Consider the following 24,752-nt stretch of genomic DNA (forward strand, 5'->3'; position numbering starts at 1 on the left):
ATGCGCGCCCGTCTGCTCTGCGATTATCGCGCCGCGTACGCCAACCCGATCCGCTTCCACGCCGGCCAGCAAGTGACTGTCGGCGTGCGCGATGAGGAATGGCCGGCCTTTGCCTGGGTCAACACCGGCGACGGCCATGCCGGCTGGGCCCCGGTGGCCTGGCTGCGCCCGCTGGGCGACGGCCAGGCCGAAGCGCTGCGCGACTACGACGCACGCGAACTCGATGCCCACCAGGGCGAGGACGTGTTGCTGCATTACGAACATGGCGGTTGGTGGTGGTCCGAGCGTGCCGATGGCATGCAGGGCTGGCTGCCGGCCGCCGACCTCGAGCTCCTCGACGACACCACGCCGCCGCTGCCTGCGGCGCAAGAGAACCTGCCATGAGCGAAGCCAAGAATTTCCACCTGCCCGACCTGGGCGAAGGCCTGCCCGACGCCACCATCGTCGAATGGTTCGTCAAGGAGGGCGACACTGTACGCCTGGACGATCCGCTGGTCTCGATGGAGACCGCCAAGGCGGTGGTCGAGGTGCCCTCGCCCTTTTCCGGCACCGTGATCAAGCTCGCCGGCGCCGCTGGCGATGTGATCGTGACCGGCGCGATGCTGGCGCAGTTCGCGCTGGACGCGTCGCAGCCGCAGCGCGCCGATGGTCAGGACACCGGACACTCGCACGGCCCTGCATCCACGCACACGCCCAGCACCGGTGACAGCGCCGCCGGCCCGACCACGCGCGTGGTCGCGTCCGACAACGGTGGCGAGATTGCCGACGCCGATGCCAGTGGCGAGAGCGAGCGTGACGACGCCGGCACGGTGGTCGGTGCGATGCAGAGTTCCAATGCCGTACAGAGCGAACAGGCGATTGCCGTGGGCGGCGTGCGCGCGATGCCGGCAGTGCGCTCGCTGGCCCGCAAGCTGCGCGTGGACCTGGGCCAGATCCGGGCGAGCGGCCCGGATGGCACGGTGACGATGGCCGATGTGAAGCAGGCCGCCGCGGCCGGCAGCGCGCCGTTGTCTGCAACGCGCGCTGGCGCGCCGGTCACGCCGACCAACGGCAGCAACGCGCCGGCAGCCGCGCCGCATGCCGCTGCCGGCACGCACTCGGCAACCAGCGGAGCCGGCAACGCGCAACCACGTGCAGCGCTGTCTGCCAGCGGCAAACCGATGCGTACCCAGTCGCCAGGCGTGGTCGCAAAAGGGCAGCCGGAGCAGCTCAAGGGCGTACGCCGCAACATGGCGCGCGTCATGGCCGATGCGCACAGCAAGGTGGTGCCGACCACGCTCAACGACGATGCCGACATCCACGCCTGGCAGCCCGGCAACGATGTCACCGTGCGGCTGGTACGCGGCATCGTGCGCGCGTGCCAGGCGGTGCCCGCACTCAACGCCTGGTTCGATGGCGAGGCACTCAGCCGCACCCTGCACACCCAGGTGGATATCGGTATCGCAGTCGATACCGAAGAAGGCCTGTTCGTGCCCGCGCTGCGCAATGCCGACATGCTCGACGCGCACGGCATCCGCGAAAGCGTCAACCGGCTGCGCCAGCAGGTGGAAAACCGCAGCATCGCCGCGTCGGAGCTCAGCGGCTATACCATCTCGCTGTCCAACTTCGGCATGTTCGCCGGCCGCTACGCCACCCCGGTGGTGGTGCCACCTTGCGTGGCCATCGTCGCCGCCGGCCGCGCGCGCTACCAGCTCACCCCGGTGATGGGCGGGGTGGAAACCCACAAGGTGATGCCGCTGTCGCTGACATTCGACCACCGCGCCGCCACCGGTGGCGAGGCCGCGCGTTTCCTGCGCGCACTGCTGGACGATCTGGCGCTGGCCAACTGACGCACGGGCAGCAAACAGCCGCGTCTACCACCAGGTGGGCGCGGCCGGCCGTGTGGCGGCCATTCGCACGCGCCTGGGCCCGCGGTTGCGTCCCGCGATGGTGAGCGGGCAAGGACCCGTCGAGATGGTCAGTGTGCGTGGTTACAAGCAGCGCGTGAAAGGCGGCATTTGGACTAGGCGCACCCGATCGGTTGCCAACGCCAGGTGATCGACAAGCAGGTTTTCGCCAAGCCACCGACCAACATCCTGGTGCGGTGCCCTCGCCGGTTGCGGGACCCTTGGCGGCATGGATGCCGCCAAGGAGCCTCCACGGACGGATTTACGGCGTGTCCCGCAAGCGGTGAGGGCACTGCACACTCGACGGACAAGGCTTTTGACTTAAGCATCTGATCGCGCCTAAACGACGCCACCGTTTTCAGTCTCGCTTGCTTTAAGTGTCGTGCTCCAAAGACCTGGACAGCGCGGATAGATTAGGTTGCAAAGCGGATGACCTGCGGCCTGGCTGCAGGGCCCTTTGCCCGCCCACCATCGCAGGACACGCCGCGAGTACGTCCTTGTAGGCTCTTACGCGGCATCCATGCCGCGTAAGGTCCCGCGACGGTGAGCGGGCAAGGACCTGTCGAGATGGTCGGTGTGCACGGTCAAGAGCGGTGCGCGATGTGCATCGTTGGAGAATGATGGGTGGGTTCAATGGCTCAGTGGTCGATGCATGTCGAGCAAGCAGCTTTTCATTCGACCACCGACCAACTTTCTGGTGCGGTGTCCTCGCCGGTTGCGGGACCCTTGGCGGCATGGATGCCGCCAAGGAGCCTCCACGGACGGATTCACGGCGTGTCCCGCAAGCGGTGAGGGCACCGCGCACTCCACGGACCAGTCTTTTTTTGATTCAAACATCTGATCGCGCCTAAGAATCCATGGGTCGAAGTCTTGACTGCGTTACGCATTGTGCCGCGATGGATTTGGACGATATGGAGAGACGCGCTGCCGAGCGGCGGCGCTGCGCTCTGGTTGCGGCGCCCTGTCCGCCCATCGATGCATTGCCCAGCGGCAACCCCGCATGACGTCCCACCGACCATTGCAGCGCAAATGCCTGGATAATCGGCCCATGTCATTTGCCCATCTCTCGCTGTCGCCTCAGCTGCAGCCATTCTTCGACACTGCGCTGGCACGCGCAGGTTACCGTACGCCCACACCGATCCAGCAGCAGGCGATTGCGCCGATGTTGCAGGGGCGCGATCTGATCGCGATGGCGCAGACCGGCTCGGGCAAGACGCTGGCCTATGCGCTGCCGCTGCTGCAGCAACGTTGCCTGGCCCCGGATACCGCACCGCGTGTGCTAGGTGCGCTGGTGCTGGTGCCCACGCGCGAACTCGCCGCGCAGGTCGAAGACACCTTGCGCCAACTGGCCGCGCATCTGCCGCGGCGGCTCAAGATCGTTGCGGCCACCGGCGGCAGTTCGATCAATCCGCAGCTGCTCGCGCTGCGCGGGGGTGCCGACATCGTGGTCGCCACGCCCGGGCGGCTGCTGGATCTGGTCGATCACAACGCACTGCGCCTGAGCGAGGTCGCCACGCTGGTGCTGGACGAAGCCGACCGCCTGCTGGAGCTGGGCTTCGGCGCCGAGCTCGATCGCATCCTGGCCTTGCTGCCGACGCAGCGCCAGAGCGTGCTGTTTTCGGCCACGTTTCCGCCCGCGATCGCCTCGCTGGCCAAGCGTCGCCTGCGCGACCCGCTGCGCATCACCATCGCCGCCATGCCGGAGGCCGCGCCTGCGATCGAACAACGCGCAATCGCCGTCGATGCCGGCCAGCGCACGCAACTGCTGCGCCACCTGCTGGAGGAGCACGGCTGGTCGCATCTGCTGGTGTTCGTCGCCAGCCGGCACACCGCCGAAAAAGTCGCCGAAAAACTCGGCAAGAGCGGCATCAGCGCGCAGCCGCTGCATGGCGAACTGAGCCAGGGCCGCCGCGAACGCAGCTTGTCCGCCTTCAAACAGCGCGAACTGCAGGTGCTGGTGGCCACCGATCTGGCCGGGCGCGGCATCGATATCGACGCGCTGCCGGCAGTGATCAATTACGACCTGCCGCGTTCGACGGTGGATTACACCCACCGCATCGGACGCACCGCACGGGCCGGCGCCAGCGGCCTTGCGATTAGCTTCGTCACTGCGGAGAGCCAACCGCAATGGCGCTTGATCGAAAAACGTCAGGGCCTGCGCGTGCCAACCAGCGTGATTGCCGGATTCGAACCGACCCTGGCAACAGCTGCCCCTGCGTCGCAGACGCCGATGACCGGCACGCGCGCGCCGGACGACAATGGCGGCATCAAGGGCAGGCGGCCAAGCAAGAAGGACAAGCTGCGCGCAGCGGCAGCACAGGCTGGCAAGCCGGACTGAGCGTTCGATGCGGTGACGGGCACGCGCATTGCTGACGACGGCCACGCAACGCGTGCCGACGCAGCGCAATCCACCGTCACGCCGGTGCGGCGAAGACTCAGTCCTGCTCGAAGTCCAGTTCGCCGCCCGGGGCGCTGTCACCGTCCGCACGCGCGGTGCGTTTGCCGGGCTTGCGCAGGATTTCCACGAAAAACTGCTCGCCACCTTCGCTGGTGAGCGCATTGATCGACCGGATCAGCTCGGCCGGCGGCAGCGGCGCAGCGCTGGCTTCGTCCACCCCAAAGCGCATGTCGAAGTCCCAATAATCCGCACCTTCCGGCAAGTCCTTGCGACGCTCGCGGCGGATGTACTTGCGGATATCGTGTTTGCTGGACTCCAGCAGACGATCGCGGTTCTTGCCTTCGAGGTTGAGCTGATAGGTCTTGCGCATGGCGACATCGGTTGGGAACTGGCCGCCTATTGTGAGGCCACACGAGCATTCTGCGTGAATGCCGGCGCTGCGGGTGGACGTCGGGCCTGCACCGCGACGAGGTCGGGAATCGACCACCAGCGCATGCCGGCCCTGCCTCTCGCAGCAAGCCCGGTCATTGCCGCACAGACGCGGCCACGCGGATTCGGGGAGGGAATCGAGCAGGTGGCACTTCTGTGAGCTCTGCGACGGGACCACGCCATCGTCGCAGACACCGCTCATGGGCTCGTGGAAGACGTGCTGGTCGGACGGAAGCGACGAGCCGGCGAGCGCTCGCAGCGCGAGTCAAGACATCCATCGAGATGTTGGAGTGACGGGATTCCTGGCTATAGACGCGCATTGGCCTCGCGCGGCACCTGTTCCGGTTCTGGCTGTAACGCCGGCATCGCACCCAGCAACAGACGCTCTGCCAGGGCACGTGTGGCCACGCGCAACTCCGGCACGGCGGTGATTTCCCAATAGCGCCCGCGCAGCAGCGGGCCCACGCAATACAACCCTGGCACGATCTGCCCGGCGCCATCGCGCACGCGCAGTTGCGCATCGGTATCCACGCCCAGACCCAGCGGATCGGCACGCAACAGCCCCGCCTCGCGCATGCCGGCGATCAGCGGGTCGCTGGTGCGGTCGATATCGGTATCCAGACCCGTGGCGCGGATCACCGCATCGTAATGACCGGTCTGCGCGTCGGCCGATCCACGCGGGCGGATCACCGCCTCCACGCCATCGGGCACCCAACGCGCACGCAACAGCCGCGCTGCGACAATCTGCAGTTGCCCCGATTGCTGCAAGTGCGCCAGCTGTTCCGCTGCGCCCGGCGCAACGCGGTGCCGCGCCACTTCCCAGTACGGGCGCAGATGGCGCAGGAAACGCGCACGCTGCGGCAACTCCAGCCGCTGCCACAGCGGTTGCAGATGCGGGCGCAAGGCATCCACCACGCGTCGCCAGTCGTCGACCACCGCACTGAGCTGACGCACACCGCGCAGCAGGCCACGCAGGTCGGCATCCTTGAGTGCGCGCTGCAGATGCGGCGGCAACTCCAGCGCCGCACCCGGCTGGCGCAGATGCGCCTGCGGCGCCAGGCCGCGTCGCGAGATCGCCAGCAGGCGGCCGCGATGCCCGCGCGTGTGCAGGGTCAATGCCACGTCCACCATGGTCAGCCCGGTGCCGACGATCAGCACATCGTCGTCCGGCGACAAGCGCGCCAGGGCATCGCCCTGCCACGGCCAGCCGATATAGCGCGGATGCACGCTCAGGCGCGGGCCGATCCCGGCCAGCGCCTGCGGCTGCAGTGCGCCCACCGCCAGCACCACCCGATCGCTGTGGAAGGCATCGCCATTGGCCAGGAACACGCGAAAGCCCTTGCGCGCACGCTCCACCGCCACCGCTTCCTGCGAAAGCCGCACGATCGACGCTTGCGCGCCACTGACCGCGGTATCCAGCTCGCTGCGCAGATAATCGCCATAGGCAAGGCGCGGCAGGAATTCCAGTCGCCCGCTGTCGCCCAGGTGCAGGGTGTCGGCGAAGGCGCCTGGTGCCTGCGCGTCGATGCCCAGGTCCTTGGCGCGCACGTTAAGCAGGTGCTCCGGCCGGGCGGCGCCGTAGGCGATGCCGCTGCCGAAGGTCTCGGCCACGCCGACCAAGGTGATGCGCACCTGCGCATCGGCCGTCTGCGCCAGCGCACGGACCAGCGCGGTACCGCAGAAGCCGGCACCGATGACGGTGATATGGGTTTCCATGTGCAACTCCCACTGAATGACCCGCACGTTGTGCCCGCAGCGCGGCGCAAACGTGTAAACAAATGGTTAGCGGCAAGCAATCGAAAACGCATGAGCTGATCATGCTTGGTGATGAGGCTTGCGTCGCAAGCGGCGTACGGACGGCATTGCACAAAGATGACAGCGCACGCGACCGCAGCCAGGTGCCGGTGCATGGCTCCCAACCTGGCTCGCAGCGCAGCGCTGCGCACCGCGATTTAGGGTGGCTGACAACACGTAGCGAGCAATCGCTCGGGGCGTGTGGACGGCGCGCTCAAAACCTGGGTGTACGAGTGGCACATGGCAATTCCGAGCACCGGCCGCGCGCGCCTGGGGATGAGCGCAGTAGATCGCCAGCCCGCTACGCGCGGTGGCGGCGCGTCGTTGGCAGAAGCGGTGGAAGTGGTGAAACGGACAGCAGACATTGCGATGCTGCGTTCAACACTGCAACGGCACCGAGCACCGCGTCACGACCGGGCTGCTCGATAATGTCGGTTTCCGATCGAGTGTCCGCCATGTCCATTTCCGCAGCATCCAAGCAAATCTCGCCACGCAATCAACGCGTGCTGATCGCAGGCGGTAGCCGTGGCATCGGCCTGGCCATTGCCGAAGCGTTCGTGCGCAACGGCGCGCAGGTCTCGCTGTGCGCACGCAATGCCGATGGCCTCGCACAGGCCGCCCACGCGTTGGCGCCTCATGGAGCCCCGGTACACACCTTCGCCTGCGACCTGTCGGACGCTGCGCAAATCGAGGCCTATGTGCAGGCCGCAGCGCAGGCACTGAATGGTCTGGACGTGGTGATCAACAATGCCTCCGGTTATGGACACGGCAACGACGATGCGAGCTGGCAAGCCGGCCTGGACGTGGATCTGATGGCAGCAGTGCGCTGCAATCGCGCCGCGCTGCCGTACCTGCGCAACAGCGATGCGGCAGTGATCCTCAATATCAGCTCGATCAATGCGCAACGTCCCACGCCACGTGCGATCGCCTACTCCACCGCCAAGGCTGCCCTGAATTACTACACCACCACGCTGGCCGCCGAACTCGCCCGCGAGCGCATCCGCGTCAACGCGATCGCACCGGGCTCGATCGAATTTCCCGATGGGCTATGGGAGCGTCGTCGCGACCAAGAACCAGAACTGTATGCCCGCATCCGCGACAGCATTCCGTTCGGTGGGTTCGGGCACGTGCAGCACATCGCCGATGCGGCGTTGTTCCTGGCATCGCCACAAGCGCGCTGGGTCACCGGGCAGGTGCTGGCGGTGGATGGTGGGCAGTCGTTGGGTGTGTGAGCACCGTATTTCTGCTGGCGGAGATGCCAATCGGCCGCACGCCGATCCATAGCAGCGTGCCTGCGCGCGACGAGGCGTTATCGATAAAACTCCGTCGCGCGCAGGCACGCTCCTACGAATAGCAGACAACCATTTCCTGCATTCGCGACACGCTAGCGACGACGGGCAGGTGCTGGTTGATGGCGGGCAGCCGTTGGGGTGTTAGCGGGGTTTGGGCTGGCGAACATGGCGATCCGCTGCGCGTAAACCTGTAGGAGCGTGCCTGCGCGCGATGAGGCGTTACCGATAAAGCTCCGTCGCGCGCAGGCACGCTCCTACGACACGGCGGCTCCTCATATCTATCCGACTGCCTCGCGACAAGGCGACTAGGCGGCATTAGTCAGCCAGCTCCGCAGCCTCGACGCTGTGCTCGCCACGCGCCGGTGCCAGCGCGGCGCTGACCATGGCGGCGGCGATGCGTTCGGCCGGGTTGATGCGGAAGCGGCGTGGCAGCAGCGGGCCGAGCGCGCCCAGCACGAGGCTGCCGATATGTTCGCCGGTGCGGCGCTGCGCGCGCTCGCCACCGATCAGGCCCGGGCGCACGAAGGTGAGCGAGGGGAAGCCGACCGCGCGCAGGTCGTGTTCCAGTTCGCCCTTGACGCGGTTATAGAAGATGCGCGAGTGCGCATCGGCACCGGCGGCCGAATTCAGTACGAATACCGAGGTGCCCTGCGCGCAGACAGCACGTGCCAGCGCCATCGGGTAGTCGTGATCGATGCGATAGAACGCTTCGCGCGAGCCGGCCTGCTTCATCGTGCTGCCCAGGGCGCAGATGGCCACCTCCATGCGCGGTGCGGTCCAGTGGTCCAGGCGCTCGAAATCGATCACCTGGTTGCGCAGCTTGGGATGGATCTGCGACAGCGGCCGGCGCGTGATCGCCACCACGCCGGTACAGCGCGCGTCGGCCAGCAGTTGTTGCAGGACATGTCCACCGACCAGGCCGGTGGCTCCTGCCAGCAGCACATCCATCAGGCCACCCCGGCCATCAGCGCGCACCCTCGGAAACGATGCGCGCACTGCTGGCGATGCGATCGCGCTCCACTGCCAGCAAGGTCAACGAGTGCGCCGGCGCCTTCCATTCGCTGCCGCCTGCCACCACGCGCCCGCCATGGCGCGCGGTGTCGATCAGCACGCGCCAGTGTTCGTCGTGCATCGCCGGCAGCGTGAACGATACGCCAGTGGAAGCGGCATTGATCAGCATCAGCAAGGTCACGTTGGCGGCGATCTCGCGCAAGCCGGTGGTCGGCGAACGACCATCCAGCCGCAGCATGAGTGCGCGCGCTTCCGGGTCGTGCCAACCGGCTTCGTCCATCTCGTGGCCGTCCGGTGCCAGCCAGGTGAGATCCTTCAGGCCCAGCGCTTCGTCGAACTTGCCATCGAAGAAGCGGGCGCGATGCAGCAGCGGATAACGCTGGCGGATGCGGATCAGCCGCCGCACGAACGCAGCCTGATCGGCGGCGGCGGCCTTGGTGGCGGCGGTCCAGTCGATCCAGGTCAGTTCGTTGTCCTGGCAATACGCGTTGTTGTTGCCATTCTGGCTGTGGCCGAACTCATCGCCGGCCAGCAACATCGGCGTACCCTGCGACAGCAACAACGTGGCCAGCAGGTTGCGCATCTGCTGACGGCGCAGTTGCTTGATGGCCGGATCGTTGGTGTCGCCTTCGACCCCGTAATTCGCCGAGATATTGTGGTCGCTGCCGTCCCTGCCCTCTTCGCCGTTGGCCAAGTTGTGCTTGCCTTCGTAGCTGACCAGATCGCGCAGGGTGAAACCATCATGCGCGGTGACGAAATTGACCGACGCAGTGGGGCGGCGGCCGCTGTGGTTGAACAGGTCGGCCGAGCCGGTCAGACGCGTGGCCAGTTCGGCCAGCTGACCGCCCTCGCCACGCCAGAACGCGCGCACGTTGTCGCGGAACTTGTCGTTCCACTCCACCCAGCCCGGGGGGAAATTGCCGACCTGGTAACCGCCCGGGCCGATGTCCCACGGCTCGGCGATCAGCTTGGTCTGGCTCAGCACCGGATCCTGGCGCACCGCATCGAGAAAGCTGCCCGACGGGTCGAAGCCGTAACGCTCGCGTCCAAGGATGCTGGCCAGATCGAAACGGAAGCCGTCGACATGCATTTCCTGCACCCAGTAACGCAGCGAATCCATCACCATGCGCAGCGCGCCGACATTGGTCAGATCGAAGGTATTTCCGGTACCGGTATCGTTGATGTAGAAGCGGCGATCGTCGGCCAGGCGGTAGTAGCTGGCGTTGTCGATGCCCTTGAACGACAGCGTCGGCCCCAGCTCGTTGCCTTCGGCGGTGTGGTTGTAGACCACGTCCAGCAGCACTTCCAGCCCGGCGTGATGCAACCGCGCCACCATCTGCTTGAACTCGGCTACGGTGCGCGTGGCCATGTAACGCGCCTGCGGTGCGAAAAACCCCAGCGTGTTATAGCCCCAGTAGTTGCGCAGGCCTTTTTCAAGCAAGTATTGATCGTCGACGAAGGCGTGAACCGGGAGCAGCTCTACCGAAGTGACGCCGAGTGAGCTGATATGGTCGATCAGCTCGTCGGTCTTCAGGGCCGAGAACGTGCCGCGGTTTTCCGGCGGCACTGCCGGGTGCAGCATGCTCAGCCCGCGCACGTGCGCTTCGTAGATCACCGTGCGGTTCCACGGCGTCTGCGGCGGGCGGTCCTGGCCCCAGGTGAAGGCCGGGTCGATCACCGCGGATTTGGGCATGAATGCGGCGCTGTCGCGGCGATCGAAGCTCAGATCCTTGTCGCGGTGGCCGATGGTGTAGCCGAACAGATGCGGTGCCCATTTGAGCTCGCCGACGATCTGCTTGGCATACGGGTCCAGCAGCAGCTTGTTGTGGTTGAAGCGATGCCCTGCCTCGGGCGCATACGGTCCGTGCACGCGATAGCCGTACAGCTGGCCGGGGCGTGCGTCGGGCAGATAGCCGTGCCAGACCTCGTCGGTGTACTCGGGCAGCGCCAGGCGCTCCTGCTCGCGCCCACGCTCGTCGAACAGGCACAGTTCCACGCGCGTGGCATTGCGCGAGTACAGCGCGAAATTGACCCCCAGGCCATCCCAGGTGGCGCCGAGCGGGTTGGGACGGCCTTCGCGGATGCGCGAGCGCTGAGTGAACTTGCGGGTGGCCATCGGTAACTCCTGAGAACGGTGAACTCAAAACGCTGAGCGAATGCGGGTGCCTGCGTGCCTGCGTGCCTGTATACGCTCACCCCGACACGGTGCCGCCTGCAGCGTGCACCATGCAAGGTGACAGAGGGACCGTTACTGGCGTGCAGTCGCCGGCAGGCCGGCCTGCTCGGCGGCGCGTTCTTCGGCATCCACCAGGCGCTCGGCCATGGCCCAATGCCGGTCTGCATGGCCGTCCGGGCGGCCTTCGGCCTCCCAGATCTCCTGTGCCAACTGGCGAAGCCGCGCTTGCCGTTCCATGTCGTTCATTGCGTACGTTCTCTTAGGGGGTCAACAACACTGCCACTGGCGCACGTGCAAACAGCGTGGATATCGCCACGCGGCCGCCTTGCGGCTGCAGCGTGCTGCCATCGAGCACATTACGGTACGTGGCGTGCGGCAATGCCAACGACGCCTGACCCCAGCTGGCCGGCGGCACCAGCAGCGGCAGATCGCCATCGCCTGCGTTGCCGGCACCCAGCCGCGTCACTGCCACCACCAGCGACTGGCCGCGGTACTGGCGGCGGAACGCAAGTACCTGTGCATCGCCGCTGACGGCCACGGCCAACGGTTGATAATCGCCCTTCGCAAACAGCGCCGGATGTTCGGCCCGCAACTGCAACAGCAGCGCAGTCAGACGTGCCTTGACCGCGCCATCGCGCCAGCTGCGCAGCAGCGTGTTCCAGTCGCGCGCCTGCGCCAGCCATCGCTGGCGCTGCGCATAGTCGACCGGGCGGCGGTTGTCCGGATCCACCAGCGACAGATCCCAGCCTTCGGTGCCCTGGTACAGGTCGGGCACGCCCGGCACGGTCAGGCGCAACGTGGTCTGTACCAGCGCATTGCGCGCACCGGCCGCGGCGATATGGTTGCTGGCGCGCAGCAGCGCACGCCGCAGCGGCAACCCGGCGCGGCTGCACAGCACCTGCTCCACGGTGGCCTGCACGGCCTGCTCGTAGGCGGGCGAGCCATCGGTCCAGCTGGTGTGCAGCTTGGCTTCGCGCACCGCCTTGAGCAGCCACTGCGCAACGCGCTCGGCGTACTCGGCCAGCGGCTCGGTCTGGTCGGCACCCAGGCCGATCGGCCAGGCGGCCACCAGGGTCTGCCAGAGCATCTGCTGGTCGCCCCCGGCCAGTGCCGGCGAGTCCAGCGTCTCGGTCAAGGCATCGAACTGGCTGCTCTGCTCGATCCACCAACGCGGCTGCTCGGACAGCACCGCCAGCCGCATGCGCAGGTCTTCGCCGCGCTTGTGGTCGTGCGTGGCGGTGGCCAGCAACGCGCGCGGGAAGTGCTTGGCGCGCTCGAGATTCTGCGCGTGGAACTCGGCCGCGTCGTTGGCGAAGTGGGTCGGATGGCTGCCGACCTCGTTGCGCGACAGCAGCACGCCATGCCGGTAGAACGCGGTGTCTTCCACCGACTTGGCATTGAGCGGTGCGGACAACTGCTCCACGCGACGACGCAGGATGCGCCGCAAGGCGACCTGTGCGCGGTCGGCGCCGGCATCGTCGAGCAGCCAGCGCTCGATCGCGTCGACGGCCGCAACGATGGACTCCGGCATGCCCTCGCGCGCACGCGCGGCGGTGGCGCGCAGGCGCTCGGCTTCGCTGCCGGTCACGCCCTTGGCACCGGCGTAGGTGCGGTACACCGGGAACCAGCGCAGCAACACGCACAGGCCGCGCGCCAGCATCTGCGGGCTGAACTCGCGCGTAGGCGGGTCCAGTCGCGCCAAGGCCGACAACGCACCCACGGCGCGATTGAATTCGGTCTGCAGCGGGCCGCGCAGGATCTCGTCGCGTGCGCTGCGCTCTTCCTGAGCAAAGTCGCCACTGCGCCCGCTCACCTTCTGCCAGGCACGCGCCAGTGGCTTGAAGCCGGCCGCATCATGCAGCACGCCGCCCACCTGGTCCATGAAGTCGTAGCCGGTGGTGCCATCGCAGGGCCAGTCGGCCGGCAAGGCTTCGCCGGGCGCCAGGATCTTTTCCAGATACAGCCCCAGCGTGCCGGGCTTGAGGCCACGTGTGCGGCCGGCCGCATCCAGCCGGCTGCGCAGCTTGCGCACGTAGCCGGTGGGGTCGGTGAGCCCGTCCACGTGGTCGATGCGCAAGCCGTCCAGATGGCCTTCGGCCACCAGCCGCAGCGGCAGCGCATGCACCGCGTCGAACACCGCCGGCAGCTCCACGCGCAATGCCACCAACGAGGTGATATCGAAAAAGCGACGGTAGTTGAGCATGTCGTTGCCCACGCGCCACCAGTTCAAGCGGTACGGCTGGCGTTCGATCAGCTTGTGCAGACGGCCATCGCCGCGCTTGGCGCCGTCGTTGTAGTCGCGCAGCCATTGCGCACGTGCGGCCTTTTCCGGCACCTCCAGCGTCTGCGGACGGATCGGGTAGCGCTGGTCGTAATGCGCCAGTGCCGCGCTGCCGTCGTCTTCGACCACCAGGGTGATCAGGCCTTCGGCCAGTGCGGTGGCATACGGGCGGTCCAGCACCGCCAGCCACAACTTGCCGTCGCGGCCCGGGGCGCGCCAGTCGATGTCGAACCAGTCGGCATGCTTGGCGCTGCGGCCGTTGCGCAGCACATCCCACCACCACGCGTTGTCCGCGTGCGTGGCCATGTGGTTGGGCACGATGTCGGCGATCAGGCCCATGCCGTGTTCGCGCGCGGCCTGCGACAGGGCGATCAGCGCCTCTTCGCCGCCGAGTTCGGGATTGACCACGGCCGGGTCGATATTGTCGTAGCCGTGTGTCGAGCCAGGCACCGCAGTGCCGATCGGCGACAGGTACAGATGGCTGATGCCAAGCCCTGAGTAATACGGCACCTGCGCGAGCGCATCGTGCAGGGTGAAGCCGACATGCAGTTGCAGGCGGGCGGTGGCGCGAAGCTCGATCATGGATGCGGTTCCGAAACGGCCGCGACGCGACGCGCCTCGGCAAAGCCCTGCAGCGCCGTACTCAGGCGCGCATGCGGCAAGGGATCGGGCAGGCGTCGACGCCAGTTGGGATGGACCTCGACGGTGCCCGGCAGATTGGGTTGTTCTTGCAGCGCCAACGCGTCTTCCACCGGCAGCAAGGCCAGGGGCGACACGCTGGTGGCGGTGAAGCGCAGCGCGCCCAGCAGCGGGTCCTCCGCCGCGCTGAGGCCGGCGTGTTCGACTGCCGCATCCAGGCGTGCCAGGTCCTTGCTGCGCGCGGTGGCGTCATCGCTGGCCTGCGCGGGCTGGATCAGTTCCAGCTTGCGTCGCCAGTCGATATCGCGGCCTTCGCGCCAGCCGGTCAGGGTGGGCAGATCGTGCGTGGTGGTGGTGGCCACCGCGTCCGGCCGCCACAGCGCCGGCGAGACGAAGGCGCCGTCGTCGTCGCGGGTGAACATCAACACATCGATGCCCATCACCCCGCGCCGCGACAGTTCCTCGCGGATGCCCGGCGGCACCACGCCGAGGTCTTCGCCAATGACGATCGCCCGATGCCGCCACGATTCCAGCGCGAGCAGATTGAGCAGATCGTGCAGCGGATAGGCCAGATACGCGCCCTCGTTGGAGCTGGCACCTTCCGGCACCACCCACAGCCGCAACAACCCCAGGATATGGTCGATGCGAATGCCGCCGCGATCGCGCAGCACCGCGCGCAGCAGCGCGATGTATGGCGCATAGCCGCTACGCCGCAACGCGGTGGGCGAATACGCACCAATGCCCCAGTGCTGGCCGTCGGCATTGAAGGCATCCGGCGGCGCGCCCAGCACCAGGCCGCGCAGCACGGTGTCGGCGGCCGCGGCGGCTTCGGCGCCATTGGGATCGAAGCCGACCGCCAGATCGGCGATCAAACCGATCTTCATGCCGCGCTCGTGCGCCTGCCGTTGCGCATCGGACCAGCTGCGCGCGGCCAGCCATTGCGTGAACACGTGCAGCTGCGGATCGCCATCGCCGAAATCCTGCGCGGCAAACCGTGCAAAACCCGCCAGCGCATCGCCGCCCTCGCTGCGGAAGGCAAGCAGATCGGGGTGGTCGGCGGGCACGCGGGTATAGAGATGACGCAGCAGCTGCCACTTGGCCTGCGCCGAGGCCGGCCAGTCGATCAGGGCGCTGTGGTGCAGCGTATCGAAGCGCTCGCGCAGGCCGGGCACCGCGTTGATCGCCTCCAGCGCGAGCTCGCCCAATACGCGCACTGGCGCTGCATGCAGGGGATCGAGAAAACGCCGGTCGCTGGGCGAATACGGGCTGTAGCCGCCGGTGACCGGGCGTGCGGCATGCACCGGGCTCAGGGCCAGGGCATCGGCACCGGCCAGTGCGGCATGCCGCACCCATTCCACTGTGCCCGATGCGTCGCCGATGCCGGCGTCGTCGATGCTGCGCGCCGAGTACACCTGCAGCGCCATGCCCCAGGCACGCGGTGCCGGCAGGCCGCAGGCATCGGCCACGCTGAAGCAGCGTTGCGGGGCGACCGCGACCTGCTGGGTCAGGCTGTCGATCTGCAGCGTCCAGTAGCCGAAGCGCTGCGGCGCACGCACCTGCCCCTGCGCATCGGCATGCGCCGGCTCGCTGGCGCCGCTGTCGTCCAGCCAACGGCCGCTGGCATTGGCGGCAACCGATACCGGCAGCAACCCGGCCACCTGCACGGTCAGCAGCGGCGCCGGCTCGGTGGCCTGCGCCTTGCAGCGACGCAGGCTGTCTTGGCGCTGCGCAGCGGTGCCGGCGGGCAGCTCCAGCGCGGTGAGCACCGCATGCAGCGAGTGATCGGACACCTGCCGTGGCTGGTCGCTGGCATCCACCCAGTCCACCATCACCCCGGCCGCGCCGGCCAGCGCATGCAGATCGCTTCTGCTCAGATCGCGGGTGCTCATGCGCGCGCCTCGTGCCAGGCGATGAAGCCATCGACCGGCAACTGCTGCGCGTCGGCAGCAACGTTTTCGACATGCGCCACGCGGCCGCGCAGCGGCGGCATCGGCACCGCCGAGGCGCCGACGTTGAAGGCGATATGCCACAGCCCGTCGGGCAATTCCCAGCTGGCGGTCACTGCACCGTCGGCCAGCACGCTGGCGCCCACCGCGCGCGCCTGTGCAAGCCCCGGTACCAGCCACTGCCGACGCACGCCCAGCAGCGCCTTGAACCAGGCTGTCCACTGCACGCCTTCGCCCTGCGCGGCGTCCTCGATCGGCGAGCGCGAGGCGGCAAAGGTGTCGTGACTGTTCGGATCGGGGATGGTGGCGCGCTGCGCTTCGTCGGCGAATGCGGCGAAATGCGCGAATTCGCGGCGCCGCCCTTCGCGTACCGCATCGTCCAGCGGCGGGCCGAAGTCGGTGAAGAACAGGAACGGCTGCGTGGCGCCCCACGGCTCGCCCATGAAGAACAGCGGAATCATCGGCGTCAGCGTGGTCAGTGCCAGCGCAGCACGCAGGCGCTGCGGCGATACCAGCACGCTCAGCCGCTCACCGCGTGCACGATTGCCGATCTGGTCGTGGTTCTGCGCGAAGACCACGAACTTGTGCGGCGGCAGCGCCCCACTGGGCTCGCCACGCACATGCCCGCGCGGGTCCGGCTCGCCCTGGTAGGCGAAGCCTTCGCCCAGCACACGCGCCAGGTGCTGGGTGGGTTTGTCGGCGAAGGCGGCGTAATAGCCTTCCGCTTCGCCGGTCAGCAGCACATGCAGGGCGTTGTGGAAATCGTCGTCCCATTGCGCGGTGTAACCGCGTTGCAGCTGCGAGGCCTGGTTGGCCTCGTTTTCCAGCACCAGATGCACATGGCGGCCGGCCGGCAGGCTGGCCTGCACGGTCTGCCGCAAGGTATCCAGGAAGGCATTCGGGGTGATCGCATGCACCGCATCCAGGCGCAGGCCGTCGAAGCCGTATTCGTGCAGCCACATCAGCGCATTGTCGAGAAAGTAACGCTGCACCTGCGGCTTGCGGAAATCGATCGCTGCGCCCCACGGGGTGGGCTTGTCCTCGTTGAAGAATGCGGCGGCATAGCTGTGCAGGTAATTGCCGTCCGGGCCGAAGTGGTTATAGACCACGTCCAGCAACACCATCAAGCCGTGTCCGTGCGCGGCGTCGATCAGGGCCTTCAATTGATCCGGCGTGCCATAGGCTTCCACCGGCGCGTACGGCAGCACGCCGTCGTAGCCCCAGTTGTGCGCGCCCGGAAATGCGCTCAGCGGCATCAGCTCGATCGCGGTGATGCCCATCGCCGCCAGCTGCGACAGTTGCGCCTGCACGCCGGCGTAGCCGCCGCAGCTGCCGACGTGCAATTCGTAGATCACCGCCTCGTCCCACGGCCGTCCCTGCCAGTGGGTGTTCTGCCAGGCGTAGCCATCGCTGCGCTGCACGGCGCTGGAGCCGTGCACGCCCTCGGGCTGCCAGCGCGAGGCCGGATCCGGCACCGGTTCGCCGCCATCGACGCTGTAGCGATAGCGCGTATTCGCCGCGCAGGCGATCACCGCGCTGAAGAAGCCATCCTGCGCGGCCTGCAACGCGACGCGCGCGCCGTCGTCGAAGACCACGTCCACGCTCCCGGCGTCCGGTGCCCAGAGCGCGAAGCGCACCTGTCCCTCACCCGCTGGCCATGCACCCCATGCCGGCGTGGTGTCGTTGCGCTCGTTCATTCTTACTTCTCCGCTTGCAGATAGATCGTGGCCAGCGGCGGCAGGGTCAGGCGCAGGCGTTGAGCGTGCCCGTGCATGCCCATCGGCTCGGTCGCCAGGCGACCGCTGTTGCCGAGGTTGCTGCCACCGTAATGGGCACTGTCGGTATTGAGGATTTCGCGCCAGCCGCCGGCACGCGGCACGCCAACGCGATAGTCGTGGTGCGGTTGCGGGGTGAGGTTGCTCACCGCCAGCAAAGGGGCGCCGCCATCGGGATCGTGGCGGATGAACGCCAGTACGCTGTTGCGCGCGTCGTCGGCCACGCTCCAGTCGAAACCGTCGGCGCGATGCGTGCCGCGATACAACGCCGGCACCCGGCGCAATGTGGCGTTGAGATCGCCGACCAGTTGCTGCACACCGCGATGCGCGGCGCCGTCGAGCAGATGCCAGTCCAGCGATTGGTCGTGATTCCAGTCGTTCCACTGGCCGAATTCGGCGCCCATGAACAGCAGCTTGTCGCCCGGGTGCGCCCACATCAGCGCCAGATACGCGCGCAGGTTGGCAAAGCGCCGCCAGTCGTCGCCTGGCATCTGCCCGAGCAGGCCACCGGTGCCATGCACCACTTCGTCGTGCGAGATCGGCAACACGAAACGCTCGGAGAACGCGTACACCAGGCCGAAGGTGAGCTGGCTGTGGTGCTGCGCGCGCTCGGCCGGATCGCGCTGCATGTAGCTCAGCGTGTCGTGCATCCAGCCCATGTTCCATTTGTGGGTGAAGCCCAGGCCGCCCGCGCTGATCGGCGCGGTCACGCCCGGCCAGGCGGTGGACTCTTCGGCGATGGTCAGCACACCGGGAAAGCGCGTGGCGATCTCGCTGTTGAGCTGGCGCAGGAAGGCGACCGCTTCCAGATTCTCGCGGCCGCCATGCGCGTTTGGCACCCACTCGCCTTCGGCACGGCCATAGTCGCGATACAGCATCGAGGCCACCGCATCCACGCGCAGGCCGTCGAGGTGGTAGTGGTCGATCCACTCCAGCGCGCTGCCCAGCAGGTAGGCGGTCACTTCGGGCCGACCGTAGTTGTAGATCAGCGTGTTCCAGTCGCGATGCATGCCTTCGCGCGGGTCGGCATGCTCGTACACCGCGGCGCCGTCGAACTGCGCCAGGCCATGTGCGTCATCGGGGAAGTGCGCGCTGACCCAGTCCAGGATCACGCCGATGCCGGCGCGATGACAGGCGTCGACGAACTGCGCAAAGCCATCCGGGCTGCCGTGGCGCGCAGTCGGCGCATACAGCCCTAGCGGCTGATAGCCCCAGGAGCCGCCGAACGGATGCTCAGTGATCGGCAGCAACTCGATATGGGTGAAGCCGAGCTGCTGCACATAGGGGATCAGTTGTGCGGCCAGCCCTGGCCAGTCCAGCGGCTGGTTGTGCCCATCGCGCCGCCAGGACGCGGCATGCACTTCATAGATCGACAGTGGCGCCGGCGCGGCATTGGCATCTCGCGCGGCCATCCAGGCGGCGTCGGTCCAGGCAAACGCTGCCGCGCTTGGCACCACCGAGGCGGTGGCCGGCGGCAATTCGCTCTGGCGCGCCACCGGGTCGGCCTTGAGCAACACACGGCCATCGGCAGCGGTGATGGCGTACTTGTAGCGCGTGCCGGCTTCCACACGCGGCAGGAACAGCTCCCAGAAGCCACCGATGCACTGGCGCATCGGATGCCGGCGCACGTCCCAGCCATTGAAATCGCCCACCACTGCCACGCGTTGCGCATGCGGCGCCCACACCGCAAAGCGCACCCCGGGCACGTCGTCACAGTGCAAGTGCTGGGCACCCAGGGCGCGACGCACTGCCTGGCCGTCGCCGGCAGCGATCTGCAGCAGGGTGGATTCGTCCAGCGTGGCGGCAAAGGCGTAAGGGTCTTCGATCTCCTGCACCACGTCCGGCCACACGATGCGCAGCCGATACGGGCCTTCGACCGCCAGCGTGCCCTCGAACACACCATCGACCGGGCCGGCCTGCATGCGCGCCAGCAACTTGCCGCGCGGATCGATCAGGCCCATCGCCTCGGCACCGGGCGCCAGCACGCGCACCAGCCGGCGGCCGTCTGCCTGGAGATGCGAACCCAATACCGCGAATGCATCGGCAGGCAGGCCATCGGCCAGCGCCTGAACGCGCTGTACTGGATCAGACATCCCGTCCATGGTCACCGCCGTCGCTTCCGTCTCCTGCCCCTGCACGCCCAGCCGTTCGCTCATGACACCGTCGCAAACGCGGGAGCGGTCGCGGCGGTGCGTTCGTACAGCGAGAGGTATTTCTTGCCCGCCACGTCCCAGCCACTGGGACGCAGCATCGCCGCGCGGCGCATCGCCGACAGCAGGCTGGGCAAGCGGAAGGTGCGAAACGCGCGTTCCAGGCAGCGGCGCAAGGCCTCGACGCTGGCGTGCTGGAACAAAAAGCCGGTGACGCCGTCATCCACCGTGTCGATCAGACCACCGGTGGCGTGCGCGATCGGCAGGCAGCCAAAGCGCTGCGCATACATCTGGCTCAAGCCGCACGGCTCGAAGCGCGAGGGCATTAGCAGGAAGTCGGCGCCGGCAAACATGCGCCGCGCCAGGCCTTCCTCGAAACCGATGAAGGCACCGACCTGGCCCGGATAGCGCCGGGTCAGCTCGGCGACCTGTTGCTCGATCTCCGGCTCGCCGCCGCCGATCACCGCGATCTGGCCGCCGGCCGCCACGATCTGCGGAGCGACCTCGCAAATCAGGTCCAGGCCCTTCTGGTGCACCAGCCGCGATACCACCGCAAACAGCGGGCCGGTGCTCTCGCGCAACCCGAAGGCCTTGCGCACCTGCGCAGCGTTGGCCTGACGGCCCTGCCACTGATTCACGCTGAAATGCGTATCCAGATATTCGTCGGTGCGCGGGTCCCAGCTGGCGTCGATGCCGTTGACGATGCCGGTCAGCGCACCCTTGGCGGCGCGGCCGGCCAGCAGGCGGTCCAGGCCACAGCCCTGCGCCGGGCCGGTGATCTGCTGGGCATAGCTGACGCTGACCGTGTTGACGTGGTCGGCATGCACGATGCCGCCGCGCAGGAACGACATCTGCCCGTAGAACTCCAGCTCGGCCACATGCTCGGCCGGAATGCCCAGCGCAGCGGCCATCGAATACGGCACCAGGCCCTGGTAGGCCAGGTTATGGATGGTCAACAGGCACGGCGTGGTGCCGCCGGACCAGCGCACATAGGCAGCAGCCAGCGCGCACGGCCAGTCGTTGAGGTGCAGCAGGCGCGGCTTCCAGCCCAGCCCGGCATGGCCGGCGGCGATCTGCGCGGCAGCATGCGACAAGGTGGCAAAGCGGATCGCGTTGTCTTCGAACTCCGAGCCGCTGGTGCTCACGTACGGCGAGCCATCGCGTTCGAACAGCTCCTTGGACAGCAGGATGTAGATCGGCAGGCCGTCCGATTGCACGATGCGACCGATGTCGCAGGCCGGCAATGCGGCGTGCGCCAGTACCCGTCCGACGATCTCCACCTTGCCCGCACGCGCCAGCACCGCACGGTAGCCAGGGATCAGCACCCGGACGTCGTAGCGATGGCGCAGCGCGCGTGGCAGCGCCGCAGCCACATCGCCCAGACCGCCAGCCTTGATGAAGTCCGCCATCTCCGACACCACAAACAAGGCACCGCGGGTATCGGCCGGCGACACCGGCAGGCGCTCGTGATGGCGAATGAAGCGACCGCGTGCATCACGCGGTCGCCCGCTCTTCTTGAGAGTGGGGAGCATCGTGCTGCGCTCGAAGCGTGCAGTAGTGGCGTGAAGCGGCATCATGGCAACCATCTAAACGTCCGTCGTAAAGTGGGTGGAGACGGAAAACAGCGAAGCGACAACCATCATCTGCCGATTCAGCCAGACGACCTGCTACGAATGAGGAGCGGGGCCAACGCGCGTACTCCACGTTGTCCTTGGGACGAATCTACACCCCGGGCAAATAAAATATGCGTGAATACGTGCTGACTTTTCCGCGACACCGACATGCCCATGCGCATGGTTATGCATGCCCACTGGCATAAGCGGCGCATTGCAGTGCGATGACATCCCTGCCGTGGTGCGCGATCGTTGAAACGCACCGAAAGCGGGCGATGACGGTGGCGCCCGCCATCACCCGCCTGACTTGTTCAGGCATGCACGCAGGTTGCGCATCGCCCACTCCCTGGCATCGGCGGGCATGCCGGACCAGCCCAGACCTGTCCAGACCGCTTAAGCACAACGCCTGCGCGCCGATAACCAGCGAGAGCATCAAGACTTTCCGAGATCCCGGCGCATGGCAGACCAGCCTGAACTTCCAAGCCGCCCACGTGGCGGGCTGCGCCGCCTGTTGCCCTGGGGCGGCGCGGACAGCGCACGCCCGGCCGCCGCCCTGCCCAGCGTGATCGGCAGCGAGCGCAGCGGGCACGGCTTGGCCGCGCATCAGCTGGTGCCGGCCAAGAACAAATCCGGCGCGCACGACCCGGCCGCCGCCACCGCCTTGCTGATGCGCCTGTTCTCGCATGCCGCGCATCCGGAGGCCTTGCTGCTGGCCTTTGCAGAGGGCATCACCAGCCTGCACGGCGAGCTCGGCGACATGGGTGTGCGCCTGAGCGCGGCCTATGCGGCCGGCGACTGGCCAGGCTACGGTCGCGCCTTGCGGCAATTGATCGACAAGTACATCCGCACCATCGATACCGGCGATTCGCTGGCCGAAGGACGCACCGAAGCCGAACAACTGCGCGACCTGCTGCGTCACGCGCTGGGCAATGCATTGGCCACGCTGCTGCAACGCAGCCCGGAATTGGCCGAAGAAGCACAGACCCTGGCCTCGGCACTGCGCCATTGGCGTCCCGGCCATGAGCTGATCACCCTGGAACAACGCTTGCGCGAACTGAGTCATCAGATCGGCCTACGTGCCGAAGATGCCAGCGAGCAGCAGAATCTCCTGCTCGGCTTGTTCGACCTGTTGCTGGAGAACGTTGGCGAACTGCTCGACGATCGTAGCTGGCTGCAGGGCCAGATCTCGGTGGTCCGCCAGCTGATCTCCGGGCCGTTGGACGTCGGCTCGATCGAGCAGGCGCGCGGCACCTTGCGCGAGGTCATCTATAAACAGGGTCTGCTCAAGCAGGGCATTGCCGACTCCAAGACCGCGATGCGCGAGATGATGGTGTCCTTCGTCGAGCGGCTCGACGGCATGGCCACCAGTACCGGCGAATACCACGACCGCGTTGCCGGCTATTCGCAGGCGATCGGCGATGCCCGCAGCATTCCCGACCTCAACCGGCTCCTGCAGGACGTGTTGCAGGACACTGCCGGCGTGCAGGCGCAGGCGCTGGCCGCGCGCGACGAGCTGCTGGCCGCACGTCGCCAGGTCGAAGACTCCGAGCAGCGCATCGCCTTGCTCGAACAGGAGCTCAAGGACGTGGCCGGCCTGGTACGCGAAGACCAGCTGACCGGCGCGTTGAACCGGCGCGGCTTCGAAGAGCTGTTCCAGCGCGAGGCCGCACGCACCCAGCGCGGCGGGCAACCGCTGTGCGTGGCGATGCTGGATCTGGACGACTTCCGCCGTCTCAACGAGACCCACGGCCACGCCGGCGGCGACGCCGCGCTGCGCCACACCGTGGACGTGGCCAGGTCGGTGCTGCGCACCACCGATGCCATCGCCCGCTTCGGCGGCGAGGAGTTCGTGCTGCTGTTGCCGGACTCCACCATCTTCGAAGCCAGCGCGGCGGTGATCCGCCTGCAGCGCGCCCTGGCCCAACGCTCGTTGCTGCACGACGACGTGCGCGTGTTTGTCAGCTTCAGCGGCGGCGTGGCGCTGCGCCATCTCGACGAAGCCCAGGACGATGTGATCCGCCGTGCCGACCGCGCCATGTACGAGGCCAAGGCTGCCGGCAAGAATCGGGTGATCAGCGCGGATTAGCCCCGCAGACCCCGGTCTGCAGCGTCGATCGGTCGGACCAGGCACCCGGCGCACAACCCAGATGCGCCGGAGGTTCTTCGATTGCTTTGCCGGGCCCCGATCACGACCAGCCGCTGCAGTGCGGCAGCCAGGTGCTCTCCCGGCCCGCCGCAGTACGGCGTCAGTGCGCCGCCGGCTTCCCGCGCAGCTTCTGGAACAGCATCACCGCGCCCAGCACGATCGCACCGGCAATCACGCCGACCAGCATGTTGCCCAGTGCATCGACCAACCAGCCCAGGCTGCCGGCCGACTTGGCAAGGTCCTGCACGATGTGATGCAGCGCCGGGATGTTGTGCACCAGGATGCCGCCGCCGACCAGGAACATCGCCAGCGTGCCGGCCACCGACAGGAACTTCATCAGCCACGGGGCGGCCACCAGGATGCCGCGACCCAGCGCAGCCAGCGCTGCGCCCTTCTTGGTCAGGTACAGGCCCAGGTCGTCCAGCTTGACGATGGCCGCGACCAGGCCGTACACGCCGATGGTCATCGCCAGCGCGATCGCCACCAGCACCGCGACCTGCTGCCCGAACGAGACCCCGGCCACCACGCCCAGCGACAGCACGATGATCTCCGCCGACAGGATGAAATCGGTGCGGATGGCGCCCTTGACCTTGTCCTTTTCCAGCGCCACCACGTCTACATTCTGGTCGGCCAACGCGCGGGTGCGCTCGGCATGCCGCTGCGCTTCGTCTTCCTCGTCGTGCAGGAACTTGTGCGCCAGCTTCTCCACGCCCTCGAAGCACAGATAGGCACCGCCGATCATCATCAGCGGCATCACCAGCGGGATGTTGTAGCCGCGCCCGCGCAGCCAGGCCTCCAGGGCGCTGATCGCCAGCGCCGCCGGCACCAGGATCACCTTGTTCATCAGCGAGCCCTTGGCCACTGCCCACACCACCGGCAGCTCGCGGTCGGCGGTGACGCCGGTGACCTGCTGCGCGTTGAGCGCCAGGTCGTCGCCAAGGACGCCGGCGGTCTTCTTGGCCGCGACCTTGGTCAGGATGGAAACGTCGTCCAGCAGCGTGGCGATGTCGTCGAGCAGGGTGAACAGGCTGGCACCGGCCATGCGGAGATCCTTCGTGGGTGGCAGTGGATTCTCGCCGATCCTGCACCCGTATGGAGTAATGGCAGACCGTTGCAGGCCATTGCCGACCGGCGAGGCGTGATGCCGACGCCCGCCGGCCGCACGCACCGGCCATGCCCGCTGACCTCGCGCCGCACACCCCTGCGCCATGGCCAC

At 67.4% G+C, this 24,752-nt stretch carries 16 protein-coding genes and 1 other RNA gene; 5 read left to right on the forward strand and 12 right to left on the reverse strand.

Features of this window, described 5'->3' with window-relative positions:
• From FHT09_RS11330 to FHT09_RS11340, 3 genes are all read left to right on the forward strand, one after another.
• Positions 1 to 384 (forward strand): SH3 domain-containing protein, encoded by a 384-nt coding sequence (locus FHT09_RS11330; RefSeq protein WP_047124579.1) that lies wholly within the window; start codon positions 1 to 3, stop codon positions 382 to 384.
• Positions 381 to 1,829, forward strand: a complete 1,449-nt coding sequence (locus FHT09_RS11335; RefSeq protein WP_104606951.1) for a dihydrolipoamide acetyltransferase family protein — start codon at positions 381 to 383, stop codon at positions 1,827 to 1,829. The genes FHT09_RS11330 and FHT09_RS11335 overlap by 4 nt, the downstream gene beginning before the upstream one ends.
• 1,105 nt (positions 1,830 to 2,934) lie before the next feature.
• Entirely contained in the window at positions 2,935 to 4,224 is a 1,290-nt protein-coding gene (locus FHT09_RS11340) for a DEAD/DEAH box helicase (RefSeq protein ID WP_104538736.1), read from the forward strand.
• A gap of 97 nt (positions 4,225 to 4,321) precedes the next feature.
• Here the strand turns inward: FHT09_RS11340 and FHT09_RS11345 are convergent, their stop codons facing one another.
• The 3 genes from FHT09_RS11345 to FHT09_RS11355 all read right to left on the reverse strand — a co-directional run bounded on the left by FHT09_RS11345 (position 4,322) and on the right by FHT09_RS11355 (position 6,749).
• Entirely contained in the window at positions 4,322 to 4,654 is a 333-nt protein-coding gene (locus FHT09_RS11345; protein WP_016901652.1) for a DUF6172 family protein, read from the reverse strand.
• Positions 4,655 to 5,019: 365 nt separating this feature from the next.
• Positions 5,020 to 6,429, reverse strand: a complete 1,410-nt coding sequence (locus FHT09_RS11350) for an FAD/NAD(P)-binding protein (RefSeq protein ID WP_104606950.1) — start codon at positions 6,427 to 6,429, stop codon at positions 5,020 to 5,022.
• A 243-nt stretch (positions 6,430 to 6,672) separates the two neighbouring features.
• Positions 6,673 to 6,749: non-coding RNA, sX9 sRNA (locus FHT09_RS11355), on the reverse strand.
• Between the two features lie 213 nt (positions 6,750 to 6,962).
• Between FHT09_RS11355 and FHT09_RS11360 the strand changes: the two genes are divergently transcribed.
• Complete coding sequence (locus tag FHT09_RS11360) at positions 6,963 to 7,739, forward strand: SDR family NAD(P)-dependent oxidoreductase (RefSeq protein ID WP_104606949.1); 777 nt, start codon at positions 6,963 to 6,965, stop codon at positions 7,737 to 7,739.
• 375 nt (positions 7,740 to 8,114) lie between these two features.
• Here FHT09_RS11360 and FHT09_RS11365 read toward each other — a convergent pair whose 3' ends face one another.
• The 8 genes from FHT09_RS11365 to glgA form a co-directional block, all read right to left on the reverse strand.
• On the reverse strand, positions 8,115 to 8,747 hold the full coding sequence (locus tag FHT09_RS11365; RefSeq protein ID WP_104606948.1) for an NAD(P)H-binding protein: 633 nt from the start codon (positions 8,745 to 8,747) through the stop codon (positions 8,115 to 8,117).
• A 16-nt stretch (positions 8,748 to 8,763) separates the two neighbouring features.
• Positions 8,764 to 10,926, reverse strand: coding sequence for a glycogen debranching protein GlgX (gene glgX, locus FHT09_RS11370; protein ID WP_104606947.1), 2,163 nt, complete (start codon positions 10,924 to 10,926; stop codon positions 8,764 to 8,766).
• A gap of 132 nt (positions 10,927 to 11,058) precedes the next feature.
• The gene (locus FHT09_RS11375) at positions 11,059 to 11,232 is read right to left on the reverse strand and encodes a DUF2934 domain-containing protein (RefSeq protein WP_104538742.1); all 174 of its coding nucleotides are present in this window, start codon (positions 11,230 to 11,232) and stop codon (positions 11,059 to 11,061) included.
• Between the two features lie 13 nt (positions 11,233 to 11,245).
• Complete coding sequence (treY, locus tag FHT09_RS11380) at positions 11,246 to 13,849, reverse strand: malto-oligosyltrehalose synthase (protein ID WP_104606946.1); 2,604 nt, start codon at positions 13,847 to 13,849, stop codon at positions 11,246 to 11,248.
• Positions 13,846 to 15,795, reverse strand: a complete 1,950-nt coding sequence (gene malQ, locus FHT09_RS11385; protein WP_181141397.1) for a 4-alpha-glucanotransferase — start codon at positions 15,793 to 15,795, stop codon at positions 13,846 to 13,848. Before malQ ends, treY begins: the two co-directional genes overlap by 4 nt.
• Positions 15,792 to 17,549, reverse strand: a complete 1,758-nt coding sequence (treZ, locus tag FHT09_RS11390; protein ID WP_184416952.1) for a malto-oligosyltrehalose trehalohydrolase — start codon at positions 17,547 to 17,549, stop codon at positions 15,792 to 15,794. Before treZ ends, malQ begins: the two co-directional genes overlap by 4 nt.
• Before the next feature lie 2 nt (positions 17,550 to 17,551).
• A complete protein-coding gene (locus tag FHT09_RS11395) occupies positions 17,552 to 19,783 on the reverse strand; it encodes a 1,4-alpha-glucan branching enzyme (protein WP_104606945.1) in 2,232 nt (743 codons plus the stop codon).
• Positions 19,780 to 21,363 carry a glycogen synthase GlgA gene (gene glgA / locus FHT09_RS11400; RefSeq protein WP_104606944.1) on the reverse strand — a complete coding sequence of 528 codons (1,584 nt, stop codon included), beginning with the start codon at positions 21,361 to 21,363 and terminating at the stop codon, positions 19,780 to 19,782. The genes FHT09_RS11395 and glgA overlap by 4 nt, the downstream gene beginning before the upstream one ends.
• Before the next feature lie 484 nt (positions 21,364 to 21,847).
• Here glgA and FHT09_RS11405 point away from each other — a divergent pair, with 484 nt between their 5' ends.
• Positions 21,848 to 23,476 carry a GGDEF domain-containing protein gene (locus FHT09_RS11405; RefSeq protein ID WP_104538747.1) on the forward strand — a complete coding sequence of 543 codons (1,629 nt, stop codon included), beginning with the start codon at positions 21,848 to 21,850 and terminating at the stop codon, positions 23,474 to 23,476.
• A gap of 160 nt (positions 23,477 to 23,636) precedes the next feature.
• Here FHT09_RS11405 and FHT09_RS11410 read toward each other — a convergent pair whose 3' ends face one another.
• Positions 23,637 to 24,578, reverse strand: a complete 942-nt coding sequence (locus tag FHT09_RS11410) for a DUF808 domain-containing protein (protein WP_104538748.1) — start codon at positions 24,576 to 24,578, stop codon at positions 23,637 to 23,639.
• Between the last annotated feature and the right edge of the window lie 174 nt (positions 24,579 to 24,752).

The organism is Xanthomonas sp. CFBP 8152 (assembly GCF_014199025.1).
GTDB classification, from domain to species: domain Bacteria; phylum Pseudomonadota; class Gammaproteobacteria; order Xanthomonadales; family Xanthomonadaceae; genus Xanthomonas; species Xanthomonas arboricola_B.